The following is a 15463-nucleotide window of genomic DNA, read 5'->3' on the forward strand; positions in this document are numbered from 1 at the left end:
GTAACCGCGGCTAAGCGGTTCTATCGAAGAGACTTCACGGCATCGACGGCCGCTTCGTAGTTCGGATGCTCTGTCATTTCACCGAGGTATTCCACATAGGCGATCTTGTCTTCCTTGTCGACCACGAAGATCGAGCGCATATCAAGCTGGAATTCCTTGATGAGCACGCCGTAGGCTTCCCCGAAAGAACGGGATTTGTAGTCCGACAGTGTAATGACACGGTCGACGCCGGCTGCTCCGCACCAGCGGGCTTGGGCGAACGGCAGGTCGGCGCTGATCGTCAGCACGACAACGTCGTCTCCGAGCCCTGCGGCTTCTTCGTTGAAGCGGCGGGTCTGCGCATCGCATACGCCGGTGTCGAGGGAAGGGACGACGCTGATCAGCTTGATTTTGCCTGCAAAGTCCTTAAGGGATGCATCCTCCAGCAGGTTTTTGCTCACCGTGAAATCAGGTGCCGAATCGCCAACCTTAAGCTGAGGTCCGATAAGTGTAATAGGATTGCCCTTGAATGTGGCAGCCCCCGTGCGTTCTTGAGCCATGAGAAATCTCCTCCTTGGATATCAAAGTTTGGTGATCAGGTTCATGGTACATTATAATCTTTTTAAAAAGGATATGTCCACTTTCCGGACGTCCTGTTTGGCTTGGAAGAGGAGGATGCTATGATATTTGTTCGTTATGAGAACTGGAGAAGCTATCTCCGTTATTATCCCGTCACTTCGCTGCTGCTGGTTGCAAACCTGGTGATGTTCTTTATTACGGTCTTCGACGGCGGCTCCCGAAATCCGATCACGCTGCTGAAATACGGGGCGCTGACGGATCTGCCGCAATTTACGGGGGAACCTTGGCGTTACGTGACGGCGATGTTTTTGCACAACGGGTTCGATCACCTGCTGTTTAACAGCTTTGCCCTGCTCGTCTTCGTCCCGCCGCTGGAGCGCATTATGGGAAGCTGGAAGTTCGGGCTGCTCTACCTGCTCAGCGGCATTCTGGGGAACGTGATCGCCCTGGCTTATTACGGCCGTATGGAAGGCTATGAGACTCTTGTGGGCGCGTCAGGCGCCATCTACGGGGCCTACGGAGCCTATCTGTATATTGCGCTCTTTCAACGGCATGTCATGGACATGGCGTCGCGCAGGACATTGTTCACTTTGCTGATCTTAGGGATTGTCCTCTCCTTTACGCCGGGAATCAGCCTCGTCGCGCATTTCGGCGGACTGATCGGCGGGTTTTTCCTCTATGGTCTGATGATTCGATTATTTAAGCAGAGGACTTAATCAGATCTGTAGAGGTGCTGTAACAAATATAATGAATGATCCGATAAAGTTTTCTAGGGAATGAGAATGGAGCGATAAAAGGCGTGGAATTACGACAGTTGCAATACTTTGTAAAGGTTGCGCAGAAGGAACACGTTACCCAAGCGGCGGAGGAGCTTCATGTGGCTCAGTCAGCCGTCAGCCGTCAGATTCATCAATTGGAAGAAGAGCTGGGTGTTAATTTGTTCATGCAGAAGGGCCGGAATCTGCAGCTGACTCCGGTCGGACAGCTTTTTTGCAAACGGGTGGAAAGCATCATGAAAGACTTGGAGCGGGCGGTCGTCGAAATTCATGAATTTCTGGACCCGGAGCAAGGGGAGATTCGCATCGGATTTCCTCACAGCCTTGGCATACACTTGATTCCTTCGATTGTAGCCGAGTTTCGGAAGAAGTATCCGAACGTCAAATTCCGGTTCAAGCAAGGCATGTTTCCGACGCTGATCCGGGATGTGGTGACGGCGGAGGTGGATCTGGCCTTCGTGTCGCCGTTTCCGGAACGGCATGAGCAGGTGGATGGAGATATCGTGCTGACGGAGGAGCTGTTCGCGATCCTGCCTCCGAATCATCCGCTGGCCGGCGAGAAGTCGATCAAGCTGGAGCAGCTCAAGGATGAGCGGTTTGTGCTGTTCAGCAAAGGCTACTCCCTCCGTCCGATCGTCTGGCATGCTTGTCTGGAAGCCGGATTCACCCCGAAGATCGCCTTCGAGGGGGAAGAGACGGATACGATTCGGGGACTGGTTGCAGCCGGCATGGGGGTTAGTCTGCTCCCCGAAATGGCGCTGTTTCAGACCAACCCGCTTCAGCCGGCCCGTGTTCAGATTTCCGAACCGAAGGTTACGCGTTCAATCGGCCTGATTCATCGCGCGGATGAGAAGCTTCCGCCTGTTGCCCAGGCCTTCCGCACATTCCTCCTTCAATATTTCGGGATTGATCCATCCGTCAAGCCGGAAGGAGAAGAAGGGGAGTCGGTTTCATCTCCCTAGTTAGCGCATTGCGGTTCGTTATTCGAATTATCATAAGTTTCCACAGAAAAAGGGCTTCCCTTTACGCCGGTAGCGGCTGTAAGGGGAGGCCCTTTGCTTGTTGCATCTTTGGATTGTCATCCGATCATGCCGCTAGCGGCCCGATCGGGGGTGATGGTAAGCAAGATTACTCTCGATTGCTTGTAAAGATCATAATGTAACGGATCAGCTCCAGCAAGGAAATCAGCGCTGCTGCGACATAGGTCAGAGCGGCAGCATTCAGTACCTTGGCCACACCGCGTTCTTCGTTGTTCGCAATATAACCTTCCTGAACCATCAACTGGCGGGCACGGCTGCTGGCGTTAAACTCGACAGGGAGTGTTACCAGCTGGAAAGCCACGGCGCAAGAGAAGAAGATGATACCGAGACCGACGAGGTTCATCGCCTGGAACAGGAACCCGGCAATTAGGAGAAACGGTGCGATGCCGGAAGCGAAGTTAACGACCGGGAACATCTTGTGACGCGCCACCAGCATCGGATAATGCTCGGCATGCTGGATTGCGTGGCCCACCTCGTGACATGCTACCGAAACCGCAGAGATCGAACGCTCGTAATATACCGGCTCCGACAAGCGAACCACCCGTTTAACGGGATCGTAATGGTCGGACAGTGCGCCCGGCACCGGTTCGATCGGCACATCGTGCAGACCGTTGGCGTCGAGCATGCGTCGTGCGGCATCATAGCCGGTCAATCCGGTGCTGTTGTCAACCTTAGCCCATTTATTAAACGTTCCTTTTACCCGGAACTGTGCCCATAAAGAGAAAATAAAAGCGATGATAATAAGAACAAACATCCAGTCAGCGTACATTTATCATACCCCCATCGTAATAAGATTGTGACTGCTACATGACTACATCGACGTGAATTGATTCAGCAAAATTTGAAGTGACTCGATACATGCAGCTCCTTTGGGCAAAATATTCGCAAGTACCTCCCGGGCCTGACTAGGCTTCATCTCACGAAGAAGCGGATTGAGCTCCTTGACGTTGCGCTCCAGCTGCTTCATCTGGATTTCCAGTTCGGTCAGCTTTTCGGTCATTTCGGAATCATTCGGTACGGATTTCCACCGGTTCAATCTGTCCTTAATCTCTTCGAGAGTATATTTCTCTTGCTTCAACTGATTAATACGTTCGAGCGTGCTTAAGGTTTCGGAACTGTACAAACGGTAATTTTTTAACGTCCGTTTTTCAGGGGAGATCAATCCCAGCTTGGTGTAATAATCAATGGTTCTTTCACTGATTCCGGCTGCCTTCGCCAGCTCTCCGATCCGGAAAAGGTTTCCTTTCATGATCCCCATAATGAAATCACCTCACAGGTTCTTTGATTGGACATTAATGAAAGCAATATATTTTCATTTTAATAGAAATATGATACATGATTCGGAACCGTACAGTCAAACGTCATAGTTGTGACGAATATGCTGGCCGATGCCCCTATACCGCTTCCTAAGAAATGTACGGAGAGTTTGCACTGTAAACACTATATGTTATATTTTATTACATAAAACGGCGGTTTGTTATCATTTTTTTGAAAAAAGCCGTTGAAATCGCGAAGGATGCTCCCTATAATAACAATAAGAATTTGAACTTGTGTTATATTATATGACATGAAGGGGAGTGCAAGGCTTGATGAAAAAAAGATGGATTGGTTTAATGGTGGGGATGCTCGCATTACTGGTGTTTCCGGTTAATGCGTTCGCCGCGGAAGAAGGGGCCTCAAACGTTGAATTGACGGCGGGATTAAACTCCGTATTCGTATTTCTGGCTGCCTTGCTTGTATTCTTTATGCAAGCCGGCTTCGCATTGCTGGAGGCAGGCTCGGTCCGGATGAAAAACGCCGGGCACGTCGCTGGGAAGACCTTCCTCACCTTCGGCATTTCGATTGTCGCATTCTGGGCGTTCGGATTTGGTCTGGCCTTCGGCAACGGCAACAGCTTCTTCGGGTTTGAGGGCTTCTTCCTAAGCGGAGATAATGCCGCAAGCTCATTCGACTCATTGTCGATTTATGATGTGCCGACAACGATTATGTTCTTATTCCATCTGTCCTTCGCTGCCGTATCCTTGGCAATCGCCTGCGGCGGCATGGCAGAACGCGCTAAGCTCAGCGTGTATATCGTGTTTGGACTGTTGTTCACGATCGTCATTTACCCGGTCGTTGCTCACTGGGTATGGGGCGGCGGCTGGCTCGGTGCTCTGGGGATGCAGGATTTCGCCGGTTCGACCGTCGTTCACTTGACCGGTGCTACGGCAGCTCTGGTAGCTACTATTCTGCTGAAGCCTCGTCTTGGCAAATACAACAAAGACGGGAAGCCCAACAGCATTCCCGGCCATAACCAAGTGCTGTCGGTTCTCGGTGTATTTATCATTTGGATCGGCTGGTTCGGCTTTAATCCGGGCAGCACCATTTCGGCGCTGACGGACGGATTCTTCGGCTTCGTTTCTTTAAATACGAATATCGCAGCGGCAGCAGGCGCGCTGGCAGCCCTGCTCATTTCTTGGGCGGTGCTCGGCAAAGCCGATATTCCAAGCATGCTCAACGGTATTCTGGCTGCATTCGTTGCAATCACCGGCGCTTGTGCATTCGTAGAGCCATGGGCCGCAGTCGTTATCGGTGCGATTGCAGGAACGATTACCTTTTTCACGGCGCAGTGGTTTGACCGCAAAGGCATCGACGATCCGGTATACGCGTTCTCCGTGCACGGCGTCGCCGGAATGTGGGGGGCGGTATCCACAGGCCTGTTCGCGGCTCCACGACTTGTTGAAATTACCGGCGTCGGTAAAGCAGGACTGTTCTACGGCGGAGGCTTCGGCCAGCTTGGCGTGCAGCTCCTCGGGCTGATCGGCACATTCGCATTCGTGCTCGTGATCTCCTTTATCATTTTGTACATTATGAAAGTAACGATGGGTCTTCGCGTAACGGAGGAAGAGGAGTTGATGGGTCTGGACATCAGCGAGCACGGAACGTATGGTTATCCGGAGCAAATGAAGCTGATGACCGAATCCGAAGTAAAATCGGGCAGCTTCCGTACCGGACCGAATCCGGCACCGGGCAGTGATCCTGCGCTTTAAGCATTACTGTCATGTGAATGATTGAATAAATAAGGAGGCCGCAGCATGGAATCCAAAGCATCCGTCAACCGGCTTCCGGAGCATTCGGAAATGCCGGACATTCAGAAAGCAAATTCAGTCGAGCAATTGCGTGATGTACGGATTACATGTCAACAGCAGCTGCTTGATCTGCGCCCCAAGATGGAGTTTTTGGAGTGGGTCGCTTCCGTGAACAGCATGCATGACCAGATCAACAGGCGCGCAGCGGAGCTCTGTGAGCAGAACATGTGGGAGGCCGGCTTCGGACGGCTTCCCGCACGTTATGCTTTTGTTGCTTTTGGCAGCATCGGAAGGCAGGAGGCGACATTATGGAGCGATCAAGATAACGGTCTGATCATCGGCGATGAGATGCAGGGGGAGGATCTGGCATATTTCCGCGAATTCGGTTTGAGACTCGCCGACATGCTGGAAGTGCTGGGTTATCCAAAATGTCCGGGCAGGGTGATGTGCTCCGAGCCCTTGTGGAGTATGCGTCTTGAAGACTGGAAGAATCAGATCCTTGAATGGAGCAGTAATCACGAGTGGGAGCCGATCCGGAATCTGATCATAGCCTCCGATCTTCGCCTCATCGCCGGATGCCCCGAGCTTTCTGATGCATGGCTGTCCCATTTCCGAAGCTCGGTGGCGCAGCATCCGGGAATTACGCATGCCGTGTTGCGAAACACGGTCCGGCATAAAGCTACGCTAAACGTGATGGGCAGAATCGTGACCGAAAGGTTCGGCGAGCATGCAGGCGATTTTGACGTGAAATACGGGATGTATATCCCGCTGGTGAACAGCATTCGAACGATGGCGCTACAGCGGGGAATTATCGAGCATTCCACCTTGAAGCGGATGGAGAAAGTGATGCTGCTCGAAGGGGATAATTTGCTGCTCGAGAGCGTGCAGCGCGCATTCCTTACAGCCTTGCGTTACCGTAACGATACTCCTTGGCGCATCGAGGATGGGCTGGTCAAGAGCAGCGGTTATATTCAGAAAGAGCAGCTTAAGAACAAAAACGTGCAGTATGAGCTCCGCGATACGCTGGGCGTGGTGAGACGGATTCACCGCTCCTTGCAGCGAGAGCATCGTTTTGCGGAAAGGAGGAACCTATGACAGAGCCAGTCCAACCGGGCGGAGGGTTCTGGAATATGCTCCGCCCCCGCAACATCCATTCCGCCATCACGTCAATGCGCGGTGCCCAGACGGCGCAGCAGCTTGCCTTTATCCGTTCGCAAATGAAGGATAACCGGAGGCCGGAAGCTTTGGGGACGCCCCTGAACGAGTTGGAGGTCGTCGTGTTCGATCTGGAGACGACAGGGTTCCATCATCAGCACGGTGATGAAATCTTATCGTTCGGAGCGGTCAGGGCCATAGGAGAGCGAATCATCGAAGAGGATGAATTCCACATGATCGTTAACAGCGGCGCTCCGGTGCCTCCTTCGATCACGGAGCTGACGGGCATAACGCAGGCTATGGTCGATGAAGCCCCGCCTTTAGTGGAGGGGCTTCGCGATTTCATGAGCTTTGTCGGCGGCAGTGTTCTGGTTGCCCATGCTGCCGCGCATGACCGGGGGTTTCTGAATGCGGCGCTGTGGAAAACGTCTAAGGTCCGTCTCTCCCACAGACTGCTGGATACGATGATGCTGGCACAGAAGCTCTTCCCCGGACAAACTGGCTACAGCCTGGATGAGCTGCTGCAAAGCAGCGGCATTCCGGTGGAAGGAAGGCACCAGGCATTGTCCGATGCCCGGATGACCGCCCGCCTGTGGACGCGCTATATACGGGAAATCCAGGAGCGGGGCTTTGCCGAAACGCTTGGCGATATGTACGTTTATTTAGGCAAGGATTGAATCGCAGCACGAGCCCCGAGCCGTTTCCGGCCGTTGAAGGGCCAGTAGCAGTATCGTTCAGCAGCCGGGGTGGGCTGTCTAACCATCGTCCCGGATCTCGAAGGTATGAGGGAGGAGCGATTGTATTTTCTTAACCCCTCGTTCATCCTTGTCCATGCGTGCTTCAACCCGGTAGGCGTTCAGCTTAAGCTCTTCTGTCCCGGTTCCAGCCGGTGTGCCGATGAGATAAATACTGAACAGGCCGCCGAAGGCCTGCAGGTCGGCAAGGTCCTTCCGTGAGGGCTCCGGGTGGGAGGAGGGATGGCTGTGGAACAAGCCGATGATGCCGCGCTTCGACAGGAGAAGGCGGGTCCATTCCGCCGGCTCAAGCCGAAAATGATGCAGCGGATCCTCGGCGGTATTCGGTACAGGTATAAATTCCGATACGCTTATCGGTGCATTTTGATGATTCCCCTGCCCGATAAGGATTCCGCATGCCTCTTGAGGAAGCGCGGCGTATGTATAAGCAGCCATCTGCTCGAATACGGGCCTGCAGAGGAGAATGGGGCGGAACGGATTCTCTGATTTATTCATGGTCATCCTCCAATTACTATCTTCGTGCTGCGTGGTTTGAAAGTTGCCGGTTTCAGGGTACAATAGGTATTGGATGCTGATTGATATTAGCGGGGATACGCTTCTTCAAAGCAGCATCCTACTAAGTATAGCAAAGGAATCCATACCCATGAAACGTAACATCATGATCCTGGTTCTGATCATTATCGCGGCGGGTGCCGTCATTTATAATCAGGCCGGCGACGATATCGAGGCCGTCTTCTTGCAGGAGAAGCCTCTTCCGACCGAGACGGGAGCCAAAGCAGGGCTGCTCGCCCCGACTTTTACGCTCCAAGGCTTTGATGACAAAGAGACGTATTCCGCCGGAGGCCCGCGTGATAAGGCGCTGCTGATCAACTTCTGGGCGTCCTGGTGCGGTCCCTGCCAGCAGGAAGCGCCGGAGCTTAACAAGCTGGCGGAGCAGTACGCAGATGAACTGGAGATTTACGGGATTAATGTAGGCAAATACGATAATAAGAAAAAAGCAGAGCAGTTTATTCAAGACTACAATCTTCGTTATCCGATCCTCACGGACCCGAAGGGGGAGGTGTTCGAGGGGCTGTACCATGGCCAAGCCTTCCCTACGAACGTCCTGATCGATCGCAACGGCGTCATCCAGGAAATCATACTCGGTGCGCCTGATCCGAAAGATCTGCACAAGAAGGTTGCGAAGCTTGTCAAGGAGTAAGCGGCGGCATATAAAAAAGCGCAGGTATCCGATCTTGCTTGGATACCCGCGCTCTTTTTCGTTAAGTGGAGTAGTGATTAGTGATTGACCAGCCCCTGCCGTTTCTCGGCTGCATGCACATGCTCCGGCGATATTTGGCCGAGGAGGGCATATCTCATACTGTCGACCAGCGCCTCCCAGCTCGCTTCGATGACGTTGCTGGATACGCCGACCGTATTCCATGAATTCTCGAAGTTTTTCGATTCGATCAATACGCGGACCTTCGCGGCAGTGGCGTCTTTATCATCCAGGACGCGCACTTTATAGTCGGCCAGATGCATTTCCTTAAGCGTTGGAAAGTATTGAACGAGCGCCTTACGGAGCGCGTTGTCAAGCGCATTGACCGGTCCGTTGCCTTCAGCCGCCGTGTAGATGCTCTCCCCGGCAACGTTCACCTTAACGAAGGCCTCGGAGACTACCGGCTGTCCGGCTGCCTTCTCGACAAGCATTTTGAAGGATTCGAAGGTGAACAACTCCTTCAGCTCCCCGCTCGCTTCCCGCAGCAGCAGCTCCAAGGATGCGTCGGCACCCTCGAACTGGTAGCCTTCATGCTCAAGCTCCTTGATCTTTCCGATAATATGCTTTGACTGCTCGCTTGCCGGATCGAGCGCTATGCCCATATCTTGAGCCTTGGAGACGACATTGCTCTGGCCGGCCAGCTCGGATACGAGCACCCGCTGCTTGTTCCCGACCTTCTCAGGCTCGATGTGCTCGTACGTCCGGGAATCGCGCAAAATGGCGGAGACGTGGATGCCGCCCTTGTGGGCAAAGGCCGCATTGCCGACATACGGCTGATTGACCGGCATGTTGACATTGGCAATTTCGCTGATATATCTTGCGGTATTGGTCAAGGTCCGCAGATTCTCTTCGCCGATGCATTCGTAACCGAGCTTCAGCTGCAGATTCGGGATGATGGAGCACAGATTCGCGTTACCGCAGCGTTCCCCGTATCCGTTCATCGTTCCCTGAACGTGGCGGACCCCGGCCTGTACAGCGCTTAGCGTATTGGCTACCGCCAGCTCGCAGTCATTGTGCGTATGAATCCCCAGGTTGGCACCTGGCAGAGGGCCTTGCAAAGAAGTGACGATCTGCGAAATTTCATGCGGCAGGCTGCCCCCGTTCGTGTCGCACATGACGAGCCAATCGGCGCCTGCTTCACGGGCTTTGGACAACACGGCAACCGCATACTCCGGATTATTCTTATAGCCGTCGAAGAAGTGCTCGGCGTCAAAGATAACCTCGAGTCCCTTCTGCTTAAGAAAGGCGATGGAATCATAGATCATGGACAGATTCTCTTCCAGCGTCGTCTGAAGCGCCGTATGGACATGGAAATCCCATGACTTCCCTACCAGCGTCGCGGCCTGTACGCCCGACTCCTGGATTCGCTTCAGATTCGCATCCTGCTCCGCAACGGAACCTTTGCGGCGGGTGCTGCCGAACGCCGTTATTTTGGAGGTTAAGCGAAGCTCCTGGACTCTTTTGAAAAACTCGATGTCCTTGCTGTTGCTTCCCGGGATCCCGCCTTCAATATAATGAACACCAAGAGCATCCAGCTTCTTGGCAATTTTGACCTTGTCGTCCGCTGACAGGCTGACTCCTTCGCCTTGGGTTCCGTCGCGAAGCGTCGTATCAAAGATGGAAATGGACTTAGACATGATGTCCTCCTTTTTGGGTGTCCGGGATGGACTGTTTTTAGTTTGTGTGTGATTCATTCATAGCGCTTGCATTCCAGATGCCGCAAGCCTGAAGCAGTGCTTCTTATGATGCTTGTTGGTATACGATTTTCTTATAATTTTGTATTATAGCATTTCTTTGCGGGAAAGTAACAGAGTAAAACAAACTTTTAAGAAAGCAAGCCGTCTTGACCGTTCGATTCGTCGAGGGGTATGCTGTAGGCGTCAGGAATGTAACCTTATCCTTATCGAATATGAGATTAACCGCGTCTCGGATTTAAGATAGAACCGTACCAAACAGAAAGAAGGTATCCCCATGGGACATATTGATGATTATTATCCGGCCAGCGGCCGCGTCATTCTACATGTGGATATGAATGCTTTTTACTGCTCGGTGCATGAGGCGGAAGAGCCGGAGCTGTATCGCGGCAAGCCGACGGCCGTCGCCGGGAGCGTCGAGCTGCGCAAAGGGGTCATCGTTACCTGCTCCTATGCTGCACGTGCCCTCGGCATTCGCACGGGAATGAATGTAAGGCAGGCGCTGCGGCTGTACCCGGACCTGATCATCATTCAGCCTGATTTCCATCTGTACCGGAAGTACTCCAATGCGTTTATGAATATAGCGTATGCTTACACGCCGCTGCTGGAAGCGACGTCGATCGACGAATGCTATCTGGATATTACCGGCTCCAAGCAATTCGGCACACCGCTCGATATCGCGAAGGAGATCCAGGAACGGATCCGCGAGGAGCTGTCCCTGCCATGCTCCGTCGGCATCGCGCCGAACAAGCTGCTCGCCAAGATGGCGTCGGACATGAAGAAGCCGAGCGGGCTCTCGGTGCTCCGGATCCGGGATGTGCCGAATGTGCTGTGGGGCAAGCCGTGCGCCGAGCTGTTCGGCATCGGCCGCAAGACGGCCGAGAAGCTTCGCAAGCTGAACATTCTCACCATCGGCGATCTGGCCAAAGCCGATGAACATTTGCTGACTTCGGCCTTTGGCGTGACGGGGGCTTGGATGAAGCGCGCCGCGAACGGGATTGACCATTCACCTGTCGTGGCGGAACGGGAGCAGAGCAAATCCATCGGGCACACGACGACGCTGCCGCAGGACGTCACCTCGAGTGACGAAGCGAAGCGCGTGCTGCTGAATTTAAGCGATCAGGTTGCGCGCCGGCTAAGGCGTAAGGGCTTGATGGCCAGCGGGATCCAGATTACCCTGCGCACGCCGGATATGAAGACGATCACCCGATCGAAGCAGCTTTCCGTTCCGACCGAGAATACGGAAGACATCTACCGGGAAGCCTGTGTATTGTATGATCGGCATTGGAAGCAGGAACGCCCGCTTAGGCTGCTCGGCGTCACGCTGCAGCAGCTTGCCCGGAAGGAGGAAGCGGCGATTCAGCTCGATCTGTTCGATTATGAGAAGCAGCCGAAGAAGGAGTCGCTGACCCGGGTTATGGACGAGCTGCGCAATAAATTCGGGGAGAGCGCCGTGCTGACGGCCGGCATGCTGGGTGATGATCCGTCGTCCCTCATCCGCGATCATAAACGGAGAGGAACATCGCTGCAGATGGACTTTGCCAGAGAGCATGGCCAATCGCGAAATAACGAAGATTAGACGTCGTTTTGTCGGAATATGTTAGGAAATTTATTTGTATTCCTAAAAAAATTGTATTAATATATGAAGATGGCGGAGCAAATCCGTTGGCTTGTATTTTGTTCATTTAAAAGAATGTTTATAGATATACAGGAGGAAGAGAGACTATGGCTAAATACACCTGGGTTGATAAAGATACATGCATCGCATGCGGCGCTTGCGGAGCAACAGCCCCTGATATTTACGATTATGATGATGAAGGCCTGGCGGAAGTAATCTTTAACGGGGACAATAACCGCGGGGTGACGGAAATACCGGAAGACATGCACGACGATATGCTCGATGCTTGCGACGGTTGCCCGACGGATTCGATCCGCATCGCTGACGAACCGTTCAACGCTGAATAATTGCGAGTCGGCTAAATACTATAACATCCTATATTTATGAACTCATAACTTACGTCCCCTGCCTGCAGCGGCAGGGGACGTTTTTCGTATGCGCAAATGACGATAATTGCGAGCGACATACACGAGAGAGTGGCGTAAGACTAAGATGACATGGGGCAGAAAATATGGGGCTAGCATGACATAAGGACATAAGGCTAGAATGACATATGGCATCAATCTGTAATTTATACATATTCCGGATGCAGGATCCGATATAAAGGATATGGACATATCCAGATCTAGATAACAATTGAAGCCGTATTGGAGGCTCTCATATGAACAATTCAATGTACCTTAAAAGGTATGTGGAGACCCATCCCGATAACAAGATGGCCTGGTATTTGCTGGGCAAGGAGTACGAGCGGGCAGGAGAGCAGGGCAAGGCCACTTACTGCTATAACCGGGCTGAGGAGGTATACGAGGCCTTCGAGCTAAGCAAAGTCCCTTCGGACATATGGAAAAATTACGAGCAGCGTCTGCTGCAGCTCGAGCGGGAGAAGGAGCTCAAGCGGAGGCGGAACCGGCGCTGGCTGGTAGCCCTCGCGCTGCTGCTCCTCGTTCTCATTCCGCCTGCGCAAGCTCCGGGATATCCGGGAGGATTGCCGGCGGAAGCCGATGCTCAGCCTGAAGCCCCGGCTTCCGCAGCGGCGATCAGGCAAGCGGTGGGCGAACGTGCGGGTAAACCGATGTTCACAGCTGTGGCCGAAGGCAGGAACGCAGTAGCCGGCGACGGGGCGGACGAAGAGGGAGACAGCGCATTGCCTCGCCTTCTAATGCATCCCGAGCAATTACCTTCATGGTCGGTTGCGCTTGGTATGCCTCTCCGGGGCAAGTGGCTGCTCTGGAGCAGCGATATGGAGCGGTTATATGCATTGCATCGGGACCGGGCAGGGGAAATAGCGATTACGCCGTTCGAAGGAGCTGCCGGAGAATGCGAGTGCGAGCCGCAAAGCAGTGCGGGATTGGCCCGCAGCGCGAAGCAGTGGGCGGATCTGCAATTGGAGACGGCCGTGCTGGAGAAGGCGGTGGAGAACTATCAAACACGGCACGGGCGGCTGCCGAGTTCGCTGGATGAGCTGACTCGGCCGTTTCCGAACAACTGGCTGTCCGGGCGCTCGACTGCGATGGAGGACATGTTTGATGTCCTGATTCAGCTGAAACAGGACGATGCCCCTCCCGGCAAGGTACAAGACGATGCCAAGGGGAATGCGGAAGAAGGAGAAGCGGCGGACAAGCCCGGATACTGGGGCACCTCGCCGGACGGAGCTCCGTATTTCAAGGAGCCGCTGCAGGTCATCATTGACAAGGACAAGCATCGCCTCGCCGTGGTCAGCGGTAAGATCATGCTTCGGAACTATGCGGTCGGGCTTGGCGGAGCCAAGACGCCGCTTGGGGATTTTCAGATCAGCGATAAGGTGGTTAACCCGAATGGGACGACCAGAGGCCCCTACGGCACACGAGGCATGCAGTTATCCGATACGCAGTACGCGATACACGGCACGGAGGATTTGGACAGCATCGGCGCGGACGAGTCCGAGGGCTGCATCCGGATGCTGAAAGAGGATGTCGAAGAGCTGTTCGATCTCGTTCCGATGGGAACCTCGGTGAAAATTCGGGAAGGGGTTCTGCCTGACGACCTGTGGACGCCGAAAGAGCGCTTCAAGCTGAAGCACAGCCAGGGTCAGACCAACCCCGCCAAAGTGTATCACTGGCTTGATTAAGGCTGGGAAATCACAATCAGTACGATAATGAGGATAACAAGGAGTGCGATGCCTGTGCCGATCCACAGCAGAGCTTTCTTGTTAACCTCTTCTTTTTTTTGCTGCAGGACTGGAGGCTTTCGTTTGGCTGACATATGGCGTTCCCTTCTTTCTCAATGAAATAATCGCTGATTTCCTTATATTGTATAGGGTTTGCGCCCAAAAATCCATAACATGTCCGTACGCAAGCGCGCCCGGTTTATGCCCAAAAACTTTCTTTTTGCGGCGGAAACGGATAAACTGAAGGGTAGAGAAATTAATTGGATGAGAGGAAGAGTCGATGTGCTGTACCGCAATATAGGCAAACCTTTATTTTTCAAAATGGACCCGGAAAAGGCCCACCATCTCGTGGTCGGCGGCCTTGGGCGTGCCTCCGGCGTCATCGGCGCGGAAGCGGTCATGCGGGGGATGTATGGCGTGAGCGAAACCCCGGATTTGGCCGTGGACCTGTTCGGACTTCACTTCCCGACACCGGTCGGGCTTGCCGCCGGTTTGGATAAAAATGCGCAAGCCGTCAAGGGATTTTCCTCCATCGGCTTTGGTTTTATGGAAGTTGGTACGGTTACGCCGAAAGCCCAGCCGGGTAATGAACAGCCGAGGCTGTTCCGTTTGCCTCCGGATGAGGCGCTCATCAATCGAATGGGCTTTAATAACGAAGGCGCCGATGCGATGGCGAAGAGGCTGTCCGCGCTCAAGGAGCGCCGGATTCCGGTAGCGGTCAACATCGGTAAAAATAAAGTTACGCCGAACGAGAAGGCGAATGGCGACTACGAGGCCTGCATCCAGGCTTTGTTTCCGTATGGCGATTTTTTCGTGGTGAATATCAGCTCGCCGAACACGCCGGACCTGCGGAGCTTGCAGCACGGCAGCGAGCTCTCGTCATTGCTGGAAGCGGTGATGAACGAGATGAACCGGCAGGCGGAGATTCACGGCAGCCGGAAGGCTGTGCTCGTCAAGATTGCGCCGGACGTGAGCGATGCCGAGCTGGAGTACATGGTGGAGACGATCCGTGCCAGCGGGGTGTCCGGCATTATTGCTACCAACACAACGCTCTCCAGGGAGGGGCTTACGCACACCAACGCCAAAGAGACCGGCGGGCTCAGCGGGAAGCCGCTGCGCGAGCGCTCGACTGAAATCATCTCCAGGATTTATAAGCAGACCGGCGGAGCGCTGCCGATCATCGGCTCCGGGGGAATCTTCACGGCAGCCGATGCCTATGAGAAAATACGCGCAGGCGCCAGCCTGGTAGAAATTTATACGGCACTTATCTATGAAGGGCCCGAGGTCAACCGCAAGCTGCACGCCGGTTTGAGGCAGCTGCTGGCCAAGGACGGCTTCAGCCATATTTCCGAAGCTGTCGGGGCGAATCATCGGTAAAGGGGTAAAGACAGGAGG

The 15463-nt window shown here is 53.7% G+C and carries 16 protein-coding genes; 10 read left to right on the forward strand and 6 right to left on the reverse strand.

Annotated features, from left to right (window positions below):
- Positions 1-20: 20 nt before the first annotated feature.
- Positions 21-539: a thiol peroxidase gene (tpx, locus tag NST44_RS13660; protein ID WP_007127703.1), complete on the reverse strand. Its 519-nt coding sequence runs from the start codon at positions 537-539 to the stop codon at positions 21-23.
- Between the two features lie 120 nt (positions 540-659).
- Here tpx and NST44_RS13665 point away from each other — a divergent pair, with 120 nt between their 5' ends.
- Both NST44_RS13665 and NST44_RS13670 read left to right on the forward strand, forming a co-directional pair.
- Positions 660-1274, forward strand: a complete 615-nt coding sequence (locus NST44_RS13665; RefSeq protein WP_007127704.1) for a rhomboid family intramembrane serine protease — start codon at positions 660-662, stop codon at positions 1272-1274.
- An 83-nt stretch (positions 1275-1357) separates the two neighbouring features.
- Positions 1358-2296: a LysR family transcriptional regulator gene (locus tag NST44_RS13670; RefSeq protein ID WP_007127705.1), complete on the forward strand. Its 939-nt coding sequence runs from the start codon at positions 1358-1360 to the stop codon at positions 2294-2296.
- Between the two features lie 166 nt (positions 2297-2462).
- Here the strand turns inward: NST44_RS13670 and NST44_RS13675 are convergent, their stop codons facing one another.
- Both NST44_RS13675 and NST44_RS13680 read right to left on the reverse strand, forming a co-directional pair.
- On the reverse strand, positions 2463-3143 hold the full coding sequence (locus tag NST44_RS13675; RefSeq protein WP_007127706.1) for a zinc metallopeptidase: 681 nt from the start codon (positions 3141-3143) through the stop codon (positions 2463-2465).
- A gap of 42 nt (positions 3144-3185) precedes the next feature.
- Positions 3186-3632, reverse strand: coding sequence for a MerR family transcriptional regulator (locus tag NST44_RS13680; RefSeq protein ID WP_007127707.1), 447 nt, complete (start codon positions 3630-3632; stop codon positions 3186-3188).
- A gap of 331 nt (positions 3633-3963) precedes the next feature.
- Here NST44_RS13680 and NST44_RS13685 point away from each other — a divergent pair, with 331 nt between their 5' ends.
- The 3 genes from NST44_RS13685 to NST44_RS13695 are packed head-to-tail and all read left to right on the forward strand — an operon-like array spanning position 3964 to position 7274.
- Positions 3964-5403 carry an ammonium transporter gene (locus tag NST44_RS13685; RefSeq protein WP_007127708.1) on the forward strand — a complete coding sequence of 480 codons (1440 nt, stop codon included), beginning with the start codon at positions 3964-3966 and terminating at the stop codon, positions 5401-5403.
- A gap of 45 nt (positions 5404-5448) precedes the next feature.
- Positions 5449-6537 (forward strand): DUF294 nucleotidyltransferase-like domain-containing protein, encoded by a 1089-nt coding sequence (locus tag NST44_RS13690; protein ID WP_007127709.1) that lies wholly within the window; start codon positions 5449-5451, stop codon positions 6535-6537.
- Positions 6534-7274 (forward strand): exonuclease domain-containing protein, encoded by a 741-nt coding sequence (locus NST44_RS13695; RefSeq protein ID WP_007127710.1) that lies wholly within the window; start codon positions 6534-6536, stop codon positions 7272-7274. Before NST44_RS13690 ends, NST44_RS13695 begins: the two co-directional genes overlap by 4 nt.
- A gap of 78 nt (positions 7275-7352) precedes the next feature.
- Here the strand turns inward: NST44_RS13695 and NST44_RS13700 are convergent, their stop codons facing one another.
- A complete protein-coding gene (locus tag NST44_RS13700) occupies positions 7353-7847 on the reverse strand; it encodes a M67 family metallopeptidase (protein WP_007127711.1) in 495 nt (164 codons plus the stop codon).
- Between the two features lie 148 nt (positions 7848-7995).
- Between NST44_RS13700 and NST44_RS13705 the strand changes: the two genes are divergently transcribed.
- A complete protein-coding gene (locus NST44_RS13705) occupies positions 7996-8553 on the forward strand; it encodes a TlpA family protein disulfide reductase (RefSeq protein ID WP_007127712.1) in 558 nt (185 codons plus the stop codon).
- Positions 8554-8630: 77 nt separating this feature from the next.
- Here the strand turns inward: NST44_RS13705 and cimA are convergent, their stop codons facing one another.
- A complete protein-coding gene (gene cimA / locus NST44_RS13710; protein ID WP_340899907.1) occupies positions 8631-10247 on the reverse strand; it encodes a citramalate synthase in 1617 nt (538 codons plus the stop codon).
- 334 nt (positions 10248-10581) lie between these two features.
- Between cimA and NST44_RS13715 the strand changes: the two genes are divergently transcribed.
- The 3 genes from NST44_RS13715 (at position 10582) to NST44_RS13725 (ending at position 14029) form a co-directional block, all read left to right on the forward strand.
- Positions 10582-11883: a DNA polymerase IV gene (locus NST44_RS13715; RefSeq protein ID WP_007127714.1), complete on the forward strand. Its 1302-nt coding sequence runs from the start codon at positions 10582-10584 to the stop codon at positions 11881-11883.
- A gap of 146 nt (positions 11884-12029) precedes the next feature.
- Positions 12030-12269, forward strand: a complete 240-nt coding sequence (locus tag NST44_RS13720) for a ferredoxin (protein WP_007127715.1) — start codon at positions 12030-12032, stop codon at positions 12267-12269.
- A 314-nt stretch (positions 12270-12583) separates the two neighbouring features.
- Positions 12584-14029: a L,D-transpeptidase gene (locus tag NST44_RS13725; RefSeq protein ID WP_007127716.1), complete on the forward strand. Its 1446-nt coding sequence runs from the start codon at positions 12584-12586 to the stop codon at positions 14027-14029.
- On the opposite strand, the gene NST44_RS13730 is transcribed toward NST44_RS13725, so the two are convergent.
- Complete coding sequence (locus tag NST44_RS13730; protein WP_007127717.1) at positions 14026-14163, reverse strand: hypothetical protein; 138 nt, start codon at positions 14161-14163, stop codon at positions 14026-14028. The two genes, NST44_RS13725 and NST44_RS13730, sit on opposite strands and share 4 nt — an antisense overlap.
- A 187-nt stretch (positions 14164-14350) precedes the next feature.
- Here NST44_RS13730 and NST44_RS13735 point away from each other — a divergent pair, with 187 nt between their 5' ends.
- The gene (locus NST44_RS13735) at positions 14351-15445 is read left to right on the forward strand and encodes a quinone-dependent dihydroorotate dehydrogenase (RefSeq protein WP_007127718.1); all 1095 of its coding nucleotides are present in this window, start codon (positions 14351-14353) and stop codon (positions 15443-15445) included.
- Positions 15446-15463 lie beyond the last annotated feature (18 nt).

The sequence above is a fragment of the Paenibacillus sp. FSL W8-0919 genome (assembly GCF_038003785.1).
GTDB classification, from domain to species: Bacteria; Bacillota; Bacilli; order Paenibacillales; family Paenibacillaceae; genus Paenibacillus_AQ; species Paenibacillus_AQ lactis.